Source organism: Bradyrhizobium sp. cir1 (assembly GCF_014198245.1).
Lineage (GTDB): Bacteria > Pseudomonadota > Alphaproteobacteria > Rhizobiales > Xanthobacteraceae > Bradyrhizobium.
On sequence record NZ_JACIHE010000011.1, the window covers coordinates 121,262 to 136,954 of the forward strand.

Below are 15,693 nucleotides of genomic sequence, written 5' to 3' on the forward strand. Positions count from 1 at the left end.
TCCCCGCCGTCATACCCCGCGAAGGCGGGGTATCCAGTACGCCGTGGCGCCTGAGGCGAAGGCGAGGTCTTCCGGATACTGGATCGCCCGCCCCCAGTGCGCAATTGCGCACGATGACAGTGGAGCAAGACAATCGCCACGGTGCCCCGTGACGCTCAGAAAAACGCCTGAATGCCCGTGATCGCGCGTCCCAGGATCAGGGCGTGGACGTCGTGGGTGCCCTCGTAGGTGTTGACCGTCTCGAGGTTATGGACGTGGCGCATCACGTGGTACTCGATCGAGATGCCGTTGCCGCCGTGCATGTCGCGGGCGGTGCGGGCGATGTCGAGCGCCTTGCCGCAATTGTTGCGCTTCATGATCGAGATCATCTCGGGCGCGAACTTTCCCTCGTCCATCAGGCGGCCGACGCGAAGCGAGCCCTGAAGGCCGAGCGCGATCTCGGTCTCCATGTCGGCGAGCTTCTTCTGCACCAGCTGGGTGGCGGCGAGCGGCTTGCCGAACTGCTTGCGGTCAAGCGTGTACTGGCGGGCGCGATGCATGCAGTCCTCGGCCGCGCCGAGCGCGCCCCAGGAGATGCCGTAGCGGGCACGGTTGAGGCAGCCGAACGGCCCCTTCAGGCCGGAGACGTTGGGCAGCAGCGCGTCCTCGGGAACCACGACGCCGTCCATCACGACCTCGCCGGTGATGGAGGCGCGCAGCGAGAGCTTGCCGCCGATCTTCGGCGCGGAGAGGCCCTTCATGCCCTTCTCCAGCACGAAACCGCGGATCTGGTTGTCATGCGCCGCCGACTTGGCCCAGACCACGAACACGTCGGCGATCGGCGCATTCGAGATCCACATCTTGCTGCCGGTGAGGCGATAGCCGTCCGAGACCTTCTCGGCGCGGGTCTTCATGCCGGCCGGATCGGAGCCGGCGTCCGGCTCGGTCAGGCCGAAGCAGCCGACCCATTCGCCGCTGGCGAGCTTCGGCAGGTACTTCTTGCGCTGGTTCTCGTCGCCATAGGCGTAGATCGGATACATCACCAGCGAGGACTGCACCGAGTTCATCGAGCGGTAGCCGGAATCGACCCGCTCGATCTCGCGCGCGACGAGACCATAGGCGACGTAGCTCGCGTTGGCACAGCCATATTCTTCCGGCAGCGTGATGCCGATCAGGCCGAGCTCGCCCATCTCGTTGAAGATCTCGCGGTCGGTCTTCTCTTCCAGATAGGCCTTGGAGACGCGGGGCAGCAGCTTGTCCTGGGCATAGGCCCGGGCGGTGTCGCGCACCATGCGCTCGTCTTCGGTCAGCTGTTCGTCGAGCAGGAACGGATCGTCCCACTGGAAAGAAGCCGCAGCCGGCTTGTCCTTGGCCTGAGGGCGCACGCTCATGAAACGTCCTTTCACGTCTGGTTCCGTCTAGAAATTGCCCGACAAATTAAAGCGCCGCGGCAACAAGTGCAAATGCATCCTGGCTTCGGTCATTCCGGCTCGCGCAACGGCGCGAACCCGGAAACGACGCGGTCAGATTTCGAGCCGCTCGTCGGCGACGATCTCGATGCCGAAGCCCGACAGGCCCTTGTAATCGTGCACCGAGGAGGTGAGATGCCGGATCGAGGTGACGCCGAGATCGCGCAGGATCTGCGCGCCGACGCCGATCTCGCGCCACTGCCGGTTGCGGTCCGCCTCCGTCGAGGTCTCGTCCGGAAGCGGGGCCACGGGCACGCCGGCGGCGCCGTCGCGCAAATAGACCAGCACGCCGCGGCCGGTTTTCTTGAAATGCTCGAGCACGACGGCCATGCGCTTGTGCCCGGTGAAGGTGTCCTTGACGATGTTCGGCTTGTGGAAGCGCGTCAGCACGTTCTTGCCGTCGCCGACGCCGTTGTAGACGAAGGCGACGTGGGCGATGGAATCGAACGGCGAGCGGTAGGCATAGCCCTGCAAGGGTCCGATCGGGCTGTCGATGACGAAGGTCGAGACCCGCTCGATCAGCTTTTCGCGCGCCTGGCGGTAGGCGATCATGTCCGCGATGGTGACGTGCTTGAGCTTGTGCCTGGCGGCGAACTGCGCGACCTGCTCGCCCTTCATCACGCTGCCGTCGTCGTTCATCAGCTCGCTGATGACGCCGACCGGCGGCAGGCCGGAGAGCTTGCACAGATCGACGGCGGCCTCGGTATGGCCGGAGCGCAGCAGCACGCCGCCATCCTTGGCGATCAGCGGAAAGATGTGGCCCGGGCGGGCGAAGTCGCTGGCGCCGACATTGGGATTGGCGAGCGCCCGGCAGCACGAGGCGCGCTCCTCGGCCGAGATGCCGGTGCCGCCGTCGGGCTTGTAGTCGACCGAGACCGTGAAGGCGGTGGTGTGCGCGGAATCGTTGTGGGCGACCATCGGATCGAGCCGCAGGCGGCGGGCGTCCTCGGTGGTCACGGGGGCGCAGACGATGCCAGAGGTATGGCGGATGATGAACGCCATTTTCTCGGCGGTGCAGAGCGAGGCGGCGACGATCAGATCGCCCTCGCCCTCGCGATCCTCGTCGTCGGTGACGACGACGAGTTCGCCCCTGGCAAAGGCCTGCAAGACTTCCTGGACGGTATCGGGCATGTCCCAATCTCTATCGGTTATGGGGCCGGAGGCTTGCCGGACGCCTTAGCCGGACTTGGCTTCAAGCGCTAGTGTCCTGGACGCAACCGCATATGCCTGATGGCGGGTCGGCCCGCGGGCCTCAGGCTTGCACCGAAGATACCAGGGATATAGGTGCGCAGGGCCCCAGACGGAAGACGGCAAACCGCCGTCAGGGCAGCACCTCGCGGCGCTCGCCGAGCCGCAGATCGAGCTCGGCACGCTTGTCGGCGAGGAGGCCGGCCTGGGCGGCTTCGATCACGGTAAACAGCTCATGAGCATCGCTGAGCCGGGTCACGGTGACGTAGCTGGCGCCGGCCGCATAGAGCTCGTCCACATCCGACAGCAGATCGGCCGTGGCTACGATCATGGCGGTCGGATTGAGGGTGCGGACGTGACGGACCAGCTTCTCGTTGCTGGCGCCCTTCAGAAGCGCGTCCGGCACGCTGAGGATGATCATCTCGGACTTGCCGACGCCGGCATGGAGCAGCGTGTCGGCGCTGCTGATGTCGCCATAGATCACGTGCAGACCGCGTGAAAGCAGGGTCTGATACACATTGGGGTTGAAATCGACCACCGTGATCTGCTCCAGCAGCACCGGTGCCTGCCGTTCGATCTCGGCCAGCAGCGCGCTCGCCGCACGGAAAAAGCCGAGGATGACGATGCGGCGGGCCTCGCCATGGCCGCCCTCGTGGCTCTCCTCGGCATGGCCGTTGCCGCGATCGAGATCGCGCAGGCCGATCCGCTTCAACGGACCGATCGCCCAGCGGGTGATCTCGTCACTGCGGGTCATCACGAAGGTCGAGAGCACCGCCAGCACCACGAAGGCGAAAGAGGCGGCATTCGCCGTCTCGGCTGCGATGTGGTGGTCGGTGACGCCGGTCTGGATCACCACCAGCGAGAATTCCGAGATCTGCGCGAGGTTGAGCGCCGGCAACAGGCTGGCACGCAGCCCCTGCTTCATCAGGTAGAGCGGGGTGAAGGTCGTGACGAGGCGGCTCACCACGGTGAAGGCCGCGATCATCAATGCCAGGCCGATCACGGACAGGCCGGGCACGGGGATGGTCATGCCGAGCGCAACGAAGAACAGGGTGATGAAGAAGTCCCGCAGCGTGGTGACCTTGGCGGTGACGTCGAGCGCGTAAGGAAAGGTCGAGAGCGAGACGCCGGCGATCAGGGCGCCCATCTCGCGCGACAGCGACAGCCGCTCGGCGGTCTCGGCGACGAGAAAGCACCAGGCCAGCGCGCCGAGCAGGATCAACTCGGGACGGCGGGCGATCTGGTGGAACAGGCGCGGCAGCACATAACGGCTGATCAGGAGCGCAGCCGCGACCAGCACCGAGACGCGGCTGATCGAGAGCAGGATGACGGTGACTTCCAGATTGGCGAGGCTCGGCTGCACCGCCAGGAACAGGATGGCGAAGATGTCCTGCAGCACGAGGACGCCGAGCGTGATGCGGCCCGGCAGCGTATCGAGCTCGCGCTTCTCGTAGAGCACCTTGACGATGATGACCGTGCTCGACAGCGCGCAGGCGACACAGAGATAGACCGCGTCGAAATGCCCGCCACCGAGCGACAGGCCGATGCCGATAAAGAACAGCACGCCGAGCACACAGCCGCCGAGGAGCTGGCCACCCGCCGCGAACAGGATCACCTTGCCCGCCCGCACGATCTTCTTCAGGTCGATCTCCAGGCCGATCATGAACAGCATGAAGATCAGGCCAAGCTCGGAGATGACGCTGATCGATTCCTGCGACTTGACCCAGCCGGCACCGAATGGACCTATGCAGAAGCCGGCGATAAGGTAGGCCAGGATCAGCGGTTGCCGGGAGAAATGGGCGAGCAGGCCCAGCATCCAGGCAAACAGGATAGAGAGTGTGATGTCGCGAATGAGCTCATGCATGCCAAATTGGTCCGTTTCGCCGCACCCTAGAGACGGGTTGCAACGCGGCAAGCGAGCAATTCGTCACATGTGGATCGTGCTCTCTTTGATAGCCCTGCCGGGTCTGTTCGCGTTGCCGGCCGCCGCGCAATCCAAGGTCAATATCGAACAGAACTTTGCCGAATCGCTCACGGCGCTGCCAAGGGAGGATCTCGCCGTCTCCGGCGGATTCTACGTGCCGGCCTATTCCAGCGTCGCGATGAGCCAGGGCAAGCTGCGCGTCGACTTCTCGGTGACGTTGAGCGTGCACAACGCCTCCGAGACGCAAGCCCTGATCCTCAAACGCATCGCCTATTTCGACACCGCAGGCAAGCAGGTCGAGAGCTATCTGAAGGCGCCGGTGGCACTGAAGCCCCTCGCCACCGTCTCGATCTTCATCCCGACCGACGATGTGCGCGGCGGCACCGGCGCCAATTTCATCGTCGACTGGGCCGCTACAAGCGAGATCGCCGAGCCGGTGGTCGAGGCCTTGATGGTTGGCGGCGTCGCCAATGCGCATTACGCTTTCATCAGCCAGGGCCGTCCGACCCGGACGGCCGGCAAAAAGTAATGGCCGTCCGACCCGGGCGGCCAGCAAAGTCGTAAAGCAGGCCGGCGCAAAGCCGGTCGCTCAACAAGAACAAAACGAGGAACGCTCCCATGACGTCCAGCTTCGATTTCGCTCCCCTGTTTCCCGCAGGGCTGCCGGCCCCGACTGCGCGCTGGACGGGCCTTGCCAAATATAGCTTTGTTGGCGGCAACAATGATTCCGAACAGGTGCCGCTCGACGAACTGATCGAAGCCACCAACACGGTGCTGCGGCGCGAGGGCCGCTCCCTCGCCACTTACGGGCTGGCGCATGGGCCGCAGGGCTACCTGCCCTTGCGCGAATTCCTGGTGACAAAACTCAAGCGCGATGCCGGCATCAACTGCACGGTCGACGATCTCCTGATCGTCTCGGGCTCGCTGCAGGCGCTCGATCTCGTCAACAACACGCTGCTGACGCGCGGCGACACCGTGATCTTCGAGCAGGACAGCTATCAGGGCTCGCTGACACGCCTCGCGCGGCTAGGAGTCAATGTCGTCGGCGTCCCCCTCGACAGGGACGGCATGCGAATGGAGGCGCTGGCCACGACTCTGGCCGATCTGAAAGGCCGCGGCATCCGCCCGAAATACATCTACACCATCCCGACAGTGCAAAACCCGACCGGCAGCATCATGCCCGAGAGCCGCCGCACTGAGCTGCTGCGGCTGTCCGCCGAATATGGCGTGCCCATCTTCGAGGACGATTGCTACGCCGATCTCGTCTGGTCGGGACAGCGGCCGCCGGCGATCTACGCGATGAGCCCGAACGGCGGCGTGATCCATATCGGCTCATTCTCGAAATCGATCGCGCCGGCGCTGCGCGTCGGCTTCATCGTCGCGCCCTGGGATGTGATGTCGCGGATGCTGTCGCTGAAGACGGATGCCGGGTCCGGCGCGCTGGAGCAGATGGTGCTGGCGGCCTATTGCAAGCCGCATTTTTCGACCCACGTGCCGGCCTTGACGAAGGCGCTGCGCACCAAGCTCGACACGCTGATGGAAGCCCTGAACGAGCAGTTCGGCACGGCCGCCGAGTTCGAGGAGCCCAAGGGCGGCATCTTCCTCTGGGTAAAACTGCCCGACAAGGTCGATACGCTAAAGCTCTACCAGGCCGCACTCGCCGCCGGCGTCTCGATCAATCCGGGGCCGGAATGGTCGACCAACAAGAGCCATTCCAGCTCACGCCTCAGGCTGTGCTTTGCAAGCCCTTCGCATCAGCAGATCCGCGAGGGCGTCGCCGTGCTCGCCGAGGTCTGCCGCAAGGAGTTCGGCGTGCCGTTCCGCAGCGCCAATGTGGAGAAGCGGGCCTGAGGCCGACGCCTCACGCCTCGACGTGGAATTCCACGTTGACCTGGCCGCTGCCCGACGACGGAAAATAGTCGCAAAGCTGCTCGGCGGCACCGCGATAGTCGGACCAGCCGAGTGCAGCGAACAGCATGATCGTGTCGGCCATCCCGCCCTCGCCATTGCATTTGATGGCGTAGTCGGGAAGCATGTCGAGGAATTCGCGGTAGCGGCGGCTTTGCCAAAGCTCGAGCACGCGCAAATCGACCTGGCGGTTGAACTCGCTGGCGACTGACGTCCACGCCTCCGGACCGAGCTTTTTGTTTGGCCAGAGCCGATGCGAGAGCGAACCGCTGGCGAGGACAGCGACCCGTTCGCCGGATTCATCGATGGCACGGCGGGTCGCTTCGCCGAGAACCCGGCTCTCCTCGAACGAGGTGAACAGCGGCGAGGCGACCGAGACGACCTTCGCGAAGCCGTCCGGGTTCATGTAGTGCATCGGCACGATGGTGCCGTATTCGAGCCCGAGGCTCGCCACCTGGTGGGCGATGACGTTCAGACCGGCATCTTCGGCCCTGCTCGCAATGGTTTCAGCGAGCCTGGTATCGCCGGGCAGATCGTAGTGCAGATCCTGGATCATCTGCGGCGCCTCGTGGCTGGTGAACGAGCCGCGATGCCGCGCATTGGCGTTGATGTGATAGCCGAAATTCGAGAGCCAGTGGGTATCGAACACCACGAAGCTGGTGACGCCGCGCTCTCTCGCCCGCCGCCCCAGCTCGCGCAGAGACTCGACGGCAGCCTGGCGCGCGGCACGCAACGGGCTGCCGGGCTGCTCCGACAGCATCAACGATGGAACGTGGGTGACCTTGGCCGCGAGTACGAGCTGCCCCATGGCGGTCACCTCGGAGCGTCAGGCCGCCTGTGGCTGGCTGCTGTGGATCGCCGAGGCAAGCCGCAGCAACAAGACGATCGAGACGTTACCCTTGCCGGCCTCGATCTGGGCGATGTAGCGCTCGGAGATCCCGGAGCGGCGGGCGAGCTCCCGGCGCGACAGGTCGCAGCGTGTGCGCGACGACTTCAGGCGGTCGCCCAGCTCGGCCAGAAACGCGGTCTCCGAATAGGGCGGCACGGCGCAGCTCCCCGGCAGCACTTCGCCCGCAAAATCCATGACTTGATTCAGCATTGATCTATCCACGTTCGCCTTCGGGAAACGCTATCCTACCCCCGCTACGGCCGGTCTCATTGACGCGGATCAAATTCGCGCGCGATCGGCAGTTAGCGTGGACGGCCGCGCCGGGGATGCTACAGTTTGGAATTCTTCGAGGCGGGGCTTTTCGGGACATGACGCGTTGTTTGAGCCGCTGGACCGCGGCTGCATTGCTATGGGTTGCCTTCATACCTCTGGCGCGCGCGGAGACGCTCGCGGCGACTGTCGAGCAATGGGGCCTGCTCGGCTCCTGGGCGGTCGATTGCGCGGCCCGGCCGGACCGCGACAAGGGTGCGCTCCTGACCTACGAGATCCGGAAGGACGGCCGGCTGATGTACCGGCGCAATTTCGGCGACGCCAAGGACGAGAACGAGGTGGTGTCCGCCACGGTCAACACCGGAGGCCTGCTCAATGTGATGGTGTACTTCCCCTCGCTGCATCAGACCCGCGAATTCGGGCTGCTGCTGGCGAAGGACGGCAATTTGCGCGCGATCTACAATCGCAGCGAGCGCGGCGAGTACACGATCAGGGACGGCAAGTACGTCGCGACGGGCGCGCCGACGCCGGCGCAGCAGCGCTGCGATTGAGCATTCCGGATGAGAGGTTGTTTCAGCGAGTCCGAAAGTAAGAGATTCATGCGCGGAGAGATACCCCTCACCCGTCTCGCCGCTTCGCGGCGAGCCACCCTCTCCCGCAAGGGCAGAGGGTAAACAGCGGCTGCCTCCGCCTACTAATCCCACGTCGGCGCAAAGCCCGGATTGACGCAGCGCCTGTCCTTTGCCAGCGCGGCGATCTTCTTGCGGTCGGCATCGTCAAGCGTGATCTTCAGCGCATCGAGATTGGCCTGCTGGCTCTCGCGGCGCGAGGCCTTCGGGATCGCGGCAACGCCGTCCTGGTCGAGCAGCCATTTCAGCGCGACTTGCGCGGCGGTCGCATTGTGTTTGATGCCAACCTCGGCCAGCACGGGATCCGAGGCAATGCGCCCCTGCGCCAGCGGGCAATAGGCGACCAGCGGGATCGACTTAGGCTTGAGATAGGCCAGCACCTTCGATTGATCGAGCATCGCGTGATATTCGATCTGGTTGCAGGCGATCGGCGCCTTGATGTCCTCGATCGCGATCTTGAGGAGTGCGGTGGTGAAGTTGGCAACGCCGATCGCCCGCGTGCGCCCCTCCTCCTTCAGCTTCATCAAGGTCTCGAACACCGCGCCCCAGTTCGCGGATTTCGACGGCCAGTGCACGAGATAGAGATCGACATGATCGAGCCGCAGCTTCGTCAGGCTGGCATCGAAGGCACGGCGGATCGCATCTGGGCTGAGATTCTCGTGCCAGACCTTTGTCGTGACGTGCAGCTCATTGCGCGGCACGCGGGCTGCGGCAAGCGCGGCGCCGATCGCCTCTTCGTTGGCGTACATCTCGGCGGTGTCGATGTGGCGGTAGCCGATCGCAAGCGCACTCTCGACCGCCGCCCGGCAGGCATCGCCCTGCATGCGGAAGGTGCCGAGGCCGAGCTTGGGCATGCTGATGCCCTGTGTCTTCAGATTGTCCATGAAACAGGCTCCTGACGTATTTCAGCCCGCCGGATACGCGCAGCAGTGCCGAGCGAGCAGACTCTTCGGTGATGGAAAAGAGGTGGCGGGAATGCACATTGTAGCTCCCCGCCGGAACAGGGCCAAATCAAGATCAGTTTAGCAAGATGCCTGGCAGGCATCGCCACAACAGCCAAACGGCATTTCAGATCATCTCGCTCATCTGGCAGCATCTCCGCCATCGCGGTCATTCGCGCCGCATGCGAGATGGAGGAATTATTATGAAGACGCTGTTGACGATGGCCATCGTGGCGGCAGCTCTTGGCAGTGCCGCTTCGGCTCATGCCGACGGCTTTGCCTATATGGGCTCCCCCAAGCAGGGCGAATTCTTTGTCCGGCAACCCACCGTGCCGAAAGTGCCTTCGTGGACGAACGCTCGTGCGGAAGCCGCGCGGCCCGCGACCCGGCCCGTGCGCGGAGGCATCGGCCTGCGCATGCCCTAGGAGTGCTGGGCCACCACGGCCGGACGCGTCTGTGGCTGCGGCACGATATCGACCGACCAGAGGTCGCGGTTGTCGACGTCCTTCAGGGTCACGGTCATCACGCCGCTCGCGCCGTCGATGTCGACACGGCCGAAGAACTGCAGCCCGAAACACGGCGCCAGATTCTCGCCCTGTGCCGCGCTGCATCCGTTCTGATACATCGCGACCGGGCCAAAGGTGTTGTCGAGGTCACCGGGCCCCCAGGTGCCGGCATGCAGCGGGCCGGAGACGAACTCCCAAAACGGTTCGAAGTCCTGAAACTGCGCCTTGTTCGGATCGTAATAGTGCGCGGCGGTGTAGTGCATGTCGGCGGTGAGCCAGACGATGTTGCGGATGCCGGCACGCTTGATGGAGGAGAGCAGATCGGCGATCTCGTGCTCGCGCCGATCCGGAGGACCGTTGCCAAGCGCGACCGCATCGAGGCTGACCAGGCCAATCGGCAAGTCCGCCGCGATCACCTTCCAGGTCGCGCGGGAGGCCGCAAGCTCGCGCTTCAGCCAGGCGAGCTGCTCGGCGCCGAGAATCCAGCCGCGCTGATCCCGGCCCTTGTTCCAGGTCTCGTCGCGATAGCTGCGCATGTCGATCATGAAGACGTCGAGCAGCGGGCCGTAAGCGATCTTGCGATAGACCCGGCCCTGCCGCGCGCCGATGTCGCGGATCGGCATGAAGTCGAAGAAGGCGCGGCGGGCGCGTGCGACCAGGCGCGGCGTCCCGTCGTCCTCGAAGCCCGCATCGTCGTAGCTGCCGGACGGCGACCAGTCGTTGGTGACCTCGTGGTCGTCCCATTGCGCGAACAGCGGCACGTTCGCGTGAAAGGCGCGAAAGTGCTCGTCCAGATGGTTGTATTTGTAATTGCCGCGGAACTGCGCCAGCGTGTGCGCGACCTCAGCCTTTTCCTCGGTGACGATGTTGCGCCAGGTCTCGCCGTCCGGCAGCTTCTGTTCGGCAGGAATCGTGCAATCGGCATAGATGTGATCGCCGGAGTGGATGAAGAAGTCGGGGCGATTGTCGAGCATGGTGCGATAGCTGCGATAGCCGCCACGCGAGACGTCGATGCCCCAGCCCTGCCCCGCGGTGTCGCCGGACCACAGGAACGAGATCGATTGATTAGCTGCCGGCGCGGTGCGGAATCGACCGACGCGGCTTTCGCCGGCGATGCCGGTGGCGATGTCGTCGAAGCGCACGCGATAGAAGATGTCCTGCCCGGGCGGCAGGTCATTCAGCAGCAGCTTTGAGGTGAAATCCGCATCCGGCAGAGCATTGCGCGAAGCCGACGCAATGATGGTCTTGAAGCTCTCGACAGTGGAGCACTCCACGTGCATCCGTGCGGCCCGGTCCGCGCGCGCCCAGACCACGGCAGAGCCATCCGAGACATCGCCGGACTGGATGCCGCCCGCGATTTGCGGGCGGTCGGCGGCACGGCTGATGCGGGGCGTTGCGAGCGTGCCGAGCGAGGCGACGGCGAGGCTTGAAGTCGAGCGGACCAGGAATTGCCGCCGGGTCCATGCGCGCGGGGCTCGGAGCATTGCCATTCAGGAAACCTTCGTCGAATCGCGACGGAAGGTGCCTGCGCTCCTTGACTCCACCCTGACGGTTTCTTGACTCCGCGCCTACGGTTTTGCGACACCGGGATGACGGCAGCGGACGGACCTAGGGCATTTGAACACAATCGACCGGTGGCCGACACACCAAGCGCACGCGAAAAGCTTGCAGCAGCAGCTGTTGCGCGCAAGATCTGGGTAAACGCTGTGCGCGGCCGATCCTGTCGCAAATGGCCGGAAGTGCTGCTAGCGGCGCACGTTCTGCACGATCGTTCCGAGCATCTCCAACATCAGCCGTTGCTGTTGTTGCTGCACGGCGAGATCCTGTGCCGCCTTTGCCTCGTTCGCCTGCTCGACCTGAAGCGCCCGCTGCGCGCCCAGATGCCCGAGCGCCCCCGCTCTCGCATAGAGGGAAATTTTCGTTTCGCTCTGATCCATGGGATAGGCGTATTTTCGGTCGATCATTTCGGCCAGGCTCACCATTGAATCGGGATCGCCGAGCCGCACACCCATCCGAAAGGTATTGACCGCCTCCGGGACGTTCTTCTTGTCCTGATACAGAATCCAGCCCAGATTGTCGTAGGCGGCGGGATAGCGCAGGCTAACGAGCTTGCGATGGATTTCGTAGGCCCTGTTGCGATCTCCGAACTGCAGCGATCGGCCCAGTTGATACTGAAACCGGAGCTGATCCGGATATTGCCGGACAGCCAGCTCGCAATTGGCCACCGCGTCGCTGACCCGGGCCTTGAGCGCGTCGAATGGGGCCCCCGGCCCCGACCGTTGCGGGTCGGTCGGGTTTCCGGCCAGCTGGTCGCAAAGGTTGGCTGCCTGGGTCTCGCGTTGGATCTCGGCCTCGCGCTTCTTTCTCTCCTCGTCCAGCCTTTGGGCGGCTTCACGTGTTTCACGCTCAAGCCGCTCAGTCCGCTCGCGCTGCTGTTGCTCGATCTTCAATCGCTGCTGTTCAAGCTCCTTTTGCCTCCCTTCGGCATCCCGCTTGAGCTGATCGAGGGTATCCTTGGTGACGACAATCAGCGCCTCCCCGGTGTGCGGCTGGAACCCCGGGGCGTCGTAGAATTCGTACTCGCCCTTCTGGCTGCGCCAGTACCAGACGCGCGCGTTGCCGGTGAGGGGATCGAAGAAGGCATATTTCTCGGGATCGATCCGCTGCGGAGCCCTGACGGCTTCGGACTGCCGCTGCGCTTTCCAAGCTTCCACGATGTCCCTGCTGACCGGCAGAAGTTCCTCGCCGGTCTCGGGATGGAAGCCCATCAGGTCGAAGATCTCGATCGCGCCGGACCTGGCCTTGTAATACCAGACGATGGGTTCTCCGGTTCGCAGATCGAAGAACACCGGATCCGGCGGCGCCTTGATCGGCTTCGGACGATTGCCCTTCTCGTATTCCCTGAGCCTCTGGAGCAGTTCGGCCGTCAACAGCCGGCATTCCTTGCCCGTGGCGCTGTCGATGCCCGGCTTGTTGCCGTATCGCACCGCGTCCTTGGTGATGACGTAACATTTTTGGGATTCGCTATCGCGCTTGTACTGCTGCCAGGCTGCGATCACGTCGCGCGAGATGACTGCGAGGGCATCGCCGGTTCGCGGGTCGAAGCCTTCGCGATCGTAGAACTCGAAATCGCCCGTCTTGTCAGCGCGTCGATACCAGACGCGAGCCTTGCCGGTGATAGGATCGAAGAACGCGTATTTCTCGGGATCGATCAGCGTTGGAGCCTGGCGCGCCTCTTTCTGCTTTTGCAGGTTCCAGGCCTCGACGACGTCTTTGGTGATCGGAAGCAATTCCTCTCCGGAAGAGGGATGGAAACCCATCAGGTCGAACAGTTCAATCTCGCCGTTCTTGGTCTTGGAGTACCAGACGATCGGTTCTCCCGTTCCGAGATTGAAGAAGGTCGGCGTGCCGCCGGTGATCTGAGTCGGACGATTGCCCTTCTCGTATTCGCGAAGACGCTCGACCATTTCGGGCGTGACGGCACGACATTGGCGTCCGGTCCCCGGATCTATGCCGGGCCGTTCGCCATATCTGACGCCATCGCGCGTGATTACGTAGCACTTCAGGGCGTTGCCATCGCGTGAAATAATCTCTTTCGAGGTTCCCCGCCACAAGATGAGGGACTGCCCGACCATCAGGACGAAGACGCCGAGAAGCCCCACAAGCCGCCGTCGCTTCGACAGCGAAATCGTCAGCCCGCCGAAGAAGACGAGCGCAACGAAGGTCACATAAACAAGCGCATTGGCAAGATGCTTGTTCAGGTCGAAGACGTCAGCAACCTCCTGGACATAGCTGCGGGCCAGGAAGTAGACGAAGATCTTGTCAAGGACCCATGCTGCCACGAACAGGACAAGCAGGCAGCCGGCCACAGCGAGAACCGATCGCAGTGGGTTGGTCTTGAACGCGAATGCGCGGCCCGCGGCCTCGCGGATCTTTTCAACCAGCATCGCAAGGCGCGTTCGGGTCTTTGTTGTATCGTCACTTTCCCCCGCACCCGACGGCGGCAATAAACTGGTCGGCTCGTCAATCATCTAACTCAACCTCGGTGGTAAGGTCGCCAATAGCGATAGCTGCATAATCGGTAAGCTCTATCCCAGAGCAAGGAAGACAGGACAGGTCAATTAGACGTTGTGGTATTTTGCGTGCAACTCCAAATGATTCGGATTGTCCAGATCAAGCGCCAGAAAGAAGAAATTTCGTCTTATCAGTATCATCGCCCACGTCTGGCTTCAGACGCGACGTGATCGCCCTAGAGCAGTAGCAATGAGGAGCGAGCGCGCCAAGCGTCAGTAAGTCGCCCGGACAATGCCGATGGCTGTGCCGGTCAAAACCGGACCGTACACCTTTAGCAAAGGCGGCCAAGTGCGTTTCGCTAATTCGCGCCAACCGCTTGTGATCTTGTGCCAAAATAGCGACGAAGACCAGACTGCTCTAGCGCTTCCAGTTGCAGATGCCGCCGGAGCGGCACGGCCAGGTCTGGATGCGGGTGTCCATCGCCTGCGCGTCGAGCGGGTTGCTGCGGCGATGCGCGAGCTTGGTGCGGGCGGCGCCGCGGGGCTGCGTGCTCTTGGTATGCGCGACCTTCGGCTCGGGCACATGCACGCGTTCGGCGGCGACCTTCTTCGGCACATCCATCGGCTCGATCCGCGCCTGCGCCTCGTTGCCGCCCTTCGCCTCGAGTGCGACCGGTGCGAACCGCGTCTCGGGCCCGAGCCGCTTCGGCGACAGCACCGCCTTGGAGAGATCGAGACCGAGATATTCGTCAGGCTTGTAGTCGTCAGCGCGCACGATGCCGCCCCATGCAACGACGAGGGCGACGGCAACGGCAAAAGGAACGCTTTTCAGGACCACGGACGCCTCCTGAAATTGATTATTTAGGGCGTAATTTATCCCTATTTAGGAGGGCATCGCGCGGAATTCCAGCGGCCGGTTGCTGCCGTGGTTAAGAAGTTTGGCGGTGTCAGGCGACCTTACGCGTCGCCCCCGTCCCATCCAGGAACCCCATAAGGCGGCCGCGGATGATGGTTTCCGCCTCGCCCATGATGCGATCGATGAGTTCCTTGCAGGAGGGGATGTCGTGGATGAGGCCGGCGACCATGCCGCAGCTCCAGGCGCCGGCGTCCATCTGCCCGTCCAGCATGATCCTGGGATACACGCCCGCGACCTGGTCGTGAATGTCGTCGATGGTGAGCTTGGTGCCCTTCTCGCGCTCGATCTCGAGCAAGCGATCGACATTGGCGTTCTTCAGCACGCGTTCCGTGTTGCGCAGGGCGCGCATGATCAGGCGGGTGTCGAGCTCGGTGGCCGCAACGAGCGCGTTCTTTACGTTCTGATGCACCGGGGCTTCCTTGGTCGCGATAAAGCGCGTGCCCATGTTCATGCCGGCCGCGCCCAGCGACAGCGCCGCGACGAGACTACGCCCGTCGGCCATGCCGCCGGAGGCCACGAACGGGATCTTCAGCTCCTCTGCCGCCCGCGGCAGCAGGATCATGTTGGGAATGTCGTCTTCGCCGGGATGGCCGCCGCACTCGAAGCCGTCAACGCTGACGGCGTCGCAGCCGATGCGCTCGGCCTTCAGCGAGTGGCGGACCGAGGTGCATTTGTGGATCACCTTGATGCCGGCGGCTTTCAGCGCCGGCATGTAGGCTTCCGGGCTGCGGCCCGCGGTCTCCACCGCCTTGATGCCGCCCTCGACGATGGCCGCAATGTATTCCGGATAAGGCGGCGCCGAGAAGGTCGGCAGGAAGGTCAGGTTCACGCCGAACGGCTTGTCGGTCAGGTCGCGGCAGCGCGCGATCTCCTTGGCGAGCGATTCCGGCGTCTTCTGAGTGAGGCCCGTGATGATGCCGAGCCCGCCGGCATTCGAGACGGCGGCGGCAAGCTCGGCAAAGCCGACGAAATGCATGCCGCCCTGGATGATGGGGTGCTCGATGCCGAACAGTTCGGTGATCGCGGTCTTCACTTAAGTACCTCCCGGAATTTTGCTTGGG

Annotated in this window: 14 protein-coding genes; 4 read left to right on the top strand and 10 right to left on the bottom strand. The window is 63.7% G+C overall.

Annotated features, from left to right (window positions below; translation table 11 throughout):
* Positions 1–155 precede the first annotated feature (155 nt).
* The 3 genes from GGD63_RS22550 to GGD63_RS22560 all read right to left on the bottom strand — a co-directional run bounded on the left by GGD63_RS22550 (position 156) and on the right by GGD63_RS22560 (position 4,500).
* A complete protein-coding gene (locus GGD63_RS22550) occupies positions 156–1,370 on the bottom strand; it encodes an acyl-CoA dehydrogenase (RefSeq protein ID WP_036004014.1) in 1,215 nt (404 codons plus the stop codon).
* Between the two features lie 132 nt (positions 1,371–1,502).
* The gene (ribB, locus tag GGD63_RS22555) at positions 1,503–2,579 is read right to left on the bottom strand and encodes a 3,4-dihydroxy-2-butanone-4-phosphate synthase (RefSeq protein ID WP_183245343.1); all 1,077 of its coding nucleotides are present in this window, start codon (positions 2,577–2,579) and stop codon (positions 1,503–1,505) included.
* Positions 2,580–2,769: 190 nt separating this feature from the next.
* On the bottom strand, positions 2,770–4,500 hold the full coding sequence (locus GGD63_RS22560) for a cation:proton antiporter (RefSeq protein ID WP_183245344.1): 1,731 nt from the start codon (positions 4,498–4,500) through the stop codon (positions 2,770–2,772).
* A 67-nt stretch (positions 4,501–4,567) separates the two neighbouring features.
* Between GGD63_RS22560 and GGD63_RS22565 the strand changes: the two genes are divergently transcribed.
* A complete protein-coding gene (locus GGD63_RS22565) occupies positions 4,568–5,089 on the top strand; it encodes a DUF3124 domain-containing protein (protein ID WP_183245345.1) in 522 nt (173 codons plus the stop codon).
* Between the two features lie 89 nt (positions 5,090–5,178).
* Complete coding sequence (locus GGD63_RS22570; RefSeq protein ID WP_183245346.1) at positions 5,179–6,411, top strand: PLP-dependent aminotransferase family protein; 1,233 nt, start codon at positions 5,179–5,181, stop codon at positions 6,409–6,411.
* A 10-nt stretch (positions 6,412–6,421) separates the two neighbouring features.
* Here GGD63_RS22570 and hpaD read toward each other — a convergent pair whose 3' ends face one another.
* Together hpaD and GGD63_RS22580 are read right to left on the bottom strand one after the other, a co-directional pair.
* Positions 6,422–7,276: a 3,4-dihydroxyphenylacetate 2,3-dioxygenase gene (hpaD, locus tag GGD63_RS22575; RefSeq protein WP_183245347.1), complete on the bottom strand. Its 855-nt coding sequence runs from the start codon at positions 7,274–7,276 to the stop codon at positions 6,422–6,424.
* Positions 7,277–7,294: 18 nt separating this feature from the next.
* Entirely contained in the window at positions 7,295–7,567 is a 273-nt protein-coding gene (locus GGD63_RS22580) for a helix-turn-helix domain-containing protein (RefSeq protein ID WP_183245348.1), read from the bottom strand.
* Positions 7,568–7,725: 158 nt separating this feature from the next.
* Between GGD63_RS22580 and GGD63_RS22585 the strand changes: the two genes are divergently transcribed.
* Positions 7,726–8,178 (top strand): hypothetical protein, encoded by a 453-nt coding sequence (locus GGD63_RS22585; RefSeq protein ID WP_183245349.1) that lies wholly within the window; start codon positions 7,726–7,728, stop codon positions 8,176–8,178.
* A 143-nt stretch (positions 8,179–8,321) separates the two neighbouring features.
* Here the strand turns inward: GGD63_RS22585 and GGD63_RS22590 are convergent, their stop codons facing one another.
* Positions 8,322–9,140: an aldo/keto reductase gene (locus GGD63_RS22590; RefSeq protein WP_183245350.1), complete on the bottom strand. Its 819-nt coding sequence runs from the start codon at positions 9,138–9,140 to the stop codon at positions 8,322–8,324.
* Positions 9,141–9,400: 260 nt separating this feature from the next.
* On the opposite strand from GGD63_RS22590, the gene GGD63_RS22595 reads away from it, so the two are divergent.
* Positions 9,401–9,622 (top strand): hypothetical protein, encoded by a 222-nt coding sequence (locus tag GGD63_RS22595; RefSeq protein ID WP_183245351.1) that lies wholly within the window; start codon positions 9,401–9,403, stop codon positions 9,620–9,622.
* Here the strand turns inward: GGD63_RS22595 and GGD63_RS22600 are convergent.
* From GGD63_RS22600 to GGD63_RS22615, 4 genes are all read right to left on the bottom strand, one after another.
* Positions 9,619–11,193, bottom strand: a complete 1,575-nt coding sequence (locus GGD63_RS22600) for an alkaline phosphatase (RefSeq protein ID WP_183245352.1) — start codon at positions 11,191–11,193, stop codon at positions 9,619–9,621. The two genes, GGD63_RS22595 and GGD63_RS22600, sit on opposite strands and share 4 nt — an antisense overlap.
* Positions 11,194–11,448: 255 nt before the next feature.
* Positions 11,449–13,734, bottom strand: coding sequence for a YrzE family protein (locus GGD63_RS22605; protein ID WP_183245353.1), 2,286 nt, complete (start codon positions 13,732–13,734; stop codon positions 11,449–11,451).
* 400 nt (positions 13,735–14,134) lie between these two features.
* Complete coding sequence (locus tag GGD63_RS22610; protein ID WP_183245354.1) at positions 14,135–14,554, bottom strand: hypothetical protein; 420 nt, start codon at positions 14,552–14,554, stop codon at positions 14,135–14,137.
* Between the two features lie 109 nt (positions 14,555–14,663).
* Positions 14,664–15,665: a nitronate monooxygenase family protein gene (locus tag GGD63_RS22615; RefSeq protein ID WP_183245355.1), complete on the bottom strand. Its 1,002-nt coding sequence runs from the start codon at positions 15,663–15,665 to the stop codon at positions 14,664–14,666.
* Between the last annotated feature and the right edge of the window lie 28 nt (positions 15,666–15,693).

Bases quoted from the DNA above. Each gene is read 5' to 3' on its own strand.
- GGD63_RS22550 (WP_036004014.1), bottom strand. From the start codon at position 1,370: ATGAGCGTGCGCCCTCAGGCCAAGGACAAGCCGGCTGCGGCTTCTTTC.
- ribB (WP_183245343.1), bottom strand. From the start codon at position 2,579: ATGCCCGATACCGTCCAGGAAGTCTTGCAGGCCTTTGCCAGGGGCGAA.
- GGD63_RS22560 (WP_183245344.1), bottom strand. From the start codon at position 4,500: ATGCATGAGCTCATTCGCGACATCACACTCTCTATCCTGTTTGCCTGG.
- GGD63_RS22565 (WP_183245345.1), top strand. From the start codon at position 4,568: ATGTGGATCGTGCTCTCTTTGATAGCCCTGCCGGGTCTGTTCGCGTTG.
- GGD63_RS22570 (WP_183245346.1), top strand. From the start codon at position 5,179: ATGACGTCCAGCTTCGATTTCGCTCCCCTGTTTCCCGCAGGGCTGCCG.
- hpaD (WP_183245347.1), bottom strand. From the start codon at position 7,276: ATGGGGCAGCTCGTACTCGCGGCCAAGGTCACCCACGTTCCATCGTTG.
- GGD63_RS22580 (WP_183245348.1), bottom strand. From the start codon at position 7,567: ATGCTGAATCAAGTCATGGATTTTGCGGGCGAAGTGCTGCCGGGGAGC.
- GGD63_RS22585 (WP_183245349.1), top strand. From the start codon at position 7,726: ATGACGCGTTGTTTGAGCCGCTGGACCGCGGCTGCATTGCTATGGGTT.
- GGD63_RS22590 (WP_183245350.1), bottom strand. From the start codon at position 9,140: ATGGACAATCTGAAGACACAGGGCATCAGCATGCCCAAGCTCGGCCTC.
- GGD63_RS22595 (WP_183245351.1), top strand. From the start codon at position 9,401: ATGAAGACGCTGTTGACGATGGCCATCGTGGCGGCAGCTCTTGGCAGT.
- GGD63_RS22600 (WP_183245352.1), bottom strand. From the start codon at position 11,193: ATGGCAATGCTCCGAGCCCCGCGCGCATGGACCCGGCGGCAATTCCTG.
- GGD63_RS22605 (WP_183245353.1), bottom strand. From the start codon at position 13,734: ATGATTGACGAGCCGACCAGTTTATTGCCGCCGTCGGGTGCGGGGGAA.